Annotated in this window: 2 protein-coding genes and 1 pseudogene; 1 reads left to right on the forward strand and 2 read right to left on the reverse strand. The window is 43.2% G+C overall.

Translation table 11 applies throughout. The annotated features are described in order from the left end of the window. Positions 1-15: 15 nt before the first annotated feature. Positions 16-159 (reverse strand): annotated as a pseudogene (locus tag ACP45E_RS14405) (hemolysin D); the annotation flags it as partial. 3 nt (positions 160-162) lie between these two features. Beyond that, positions 163-669, reverse strand: a complete 507-nt coding sequence (locus tag ACP45E_RS14410) for a hypothetical protein (protein WP_017038271.1) — start codon at positions 667-669, stop codon at positions 163-165. A gap of 254 nt (positions 670-923) precedes the next feature. Between ACP45E_RS14410 and ACP45E_RS14415 the strand changes: the two genes are divergently transcribed. Then, the coding region (locus tag ACP45E_RS14415; RefSeq protein ID WP_141707346.1) for a cache domain-containing sensor histidine kinase at positions 924-1,992 on the forward strand (1,069 nt) is incomplete at its 3' end.

Below are 1,992 nucleotides of genomic sequence, written 5' to 3' on the forward strand. Positions count from 1 at the left end.
CGCTCTTCCGATCTAAAAACGGTGAGCAGTAAAAAGTGCAAACGCCAGCATGACACCGGTGCCCACGATGATCACTGCGTTACGTAAAGTCCATGAAATGACACCTGTTTTCACTAAGATCCAACAGATAAGGACATAAGGGAGCATTATTTCTTTCATGGCTTATTCCTCAATATTTGCTGTTGGTTTACGGCCGTTTCGAATGATGTTTGAAAGTTCTCTTGCAAGAACATCCCAACGCGCGAATGCGATGATGATGGCCAGTACCCACCATGCTTTATCAATAAATAGTCCACATAGAGACAGAGCAAACACGATTTGTGTATGCGCGCTCGACATTTCAGCCGCTTTATGGACTGCGACTTCATGCAGTTGCCAAAACAGGTAGATAATGTAAATGATGATTGCAACGGTAACAAAGAAAACAAAGCCCATGAAAATCTCAGAATCGAGAAGCTTTAATATCGTTGGATACCCGTTAGAGAAATACTCTTCTGGGATGTCTTTGCCGTGAACGGTACCAAGTTTTGATAGCAAGACTGATGAACCGACGAGAGTACCGACGACAATAATGGCTTTGATGACAAAAACGGCAATGGTTTTGACAGTCCGAGTCAATTTAGCCCATGGCCCATCCGCAGGCGCAAGGGTTTCGTTATTGGTTGACATGATGATTGGTGCCTTATTTATTGATCTTAAGGCTACTTTACATGGATTGGTATTTTTTTTGGAATAACCGATATTCCGAGTTTTAGCTCAACTTTTAAAGGCCGTTGTTTGATTTCAGGCGGTAACTATTATCTGTTTAGTAGGGCCACGTAAACGCACGTTTTGGAATAGGCGGTATTCCTATTAGCGCCATCGACTCAGCGTTACACTCTCGCGAGATCATCATCTACTTATAAACTATCGGAAAACAATCTATGAAATTTAGTACAAAAGTTCTTGTTCTAGGCACACTCGTCAGTTTGTTAGGGCTTTCCGTGCTCAGTTTCACTCAGTATCGAACGACCAACCGTGAAGTTGATAAAACGATTCAGTCCAACCTTGAACTTGCTTCTAGCCAGGTTGCTGAAGTGATTCATAGTGAGCTACAAGGTAAGCGAAACCTAGCTCATTATCTGTCCGAATTGCTTGCTGTTACCGACACATACGACATCCCTCAATTACTTGATCAATCTACGCTCGGCAATGTATTTGTGACATCGGGAATGGGTTTCGAACATGATGGTGCCATTATCCATAACGATAAGAGTTGGACCGCGCCTTCAAACTGGGATTCTCGCACTCGCCCTTGGTATCAAGCCGCAAAAAGCGGCCGAGGTCAGCAGATTACCGACCCTTACGTTGATGAGGGGACCGGCGCTGTTCTTATTTCAATTTCTCAACCCGTTTATCATTCTGATGGTTTGTTAGGTGTCTCATTTTTTGATGTGGATTTAACTTCAATCGCGACGTTAATCTCGAACGTCAAACTTAACCATGCAACGGTTTTTGTGGTTGATGGTGACGGGACGGTTATTGCGCACCCGAACAGTAAGTTTAACGGTAAGCACATATCCGTTGTGACGGGCCAAGGTGTGATGAGTGATAAAACAGAGTTGGTAGACATTCAAGGTGTCAATTACTATCTAGGTTTTAACAAGGTCTCAGGCGAAAATTGGTTGGTTGGGATGTTATTACCCTACGATGAAATGCACTCGGCGCTTGAAGAGATGCGAAACATTATGCTGGTGGTATTTTTAGCCCTTTTGGTGATCTCTAGCCTCGCATACATCGGAATGTTAAAAATACTGATGCGTCCGCTTTCTGAACTTAATAAAGCAATGAAAAATGTGGCATCTGGTGATGGTGATCTGACAAAACGACTCAATACCGATACCGATCAAGAGTTTAAAGAGTTGGCGATCAGTTTTAATGGCTTTGTCGAGGTGATTCAAGAGCTGATTCAAGGCACCAAGCAAACCGCGACTTACATTACCGAGTATTCAA

The sequence above is a fragment of the Vibrio genomosp. F10 str. 9ZD137 genome (assembly GCF_049974785.1).
In the GTDB taxonomy this organism is placed as follows: Bacteria; Pseudomonadota; Gammaproteobacteria; order Enterobacterales; family Vibrionaceae; genus Vibrio.

Excerpts from the sequence above, each read along its gene's own strand:
- ACP45E_RS14410 (WP_017038271.1), bottom strand. The coding sequence starts at position 669 with ATGTCAACCAATAACGAAACCCTTGCGCCTGCGGATGGGCCATGGGCT.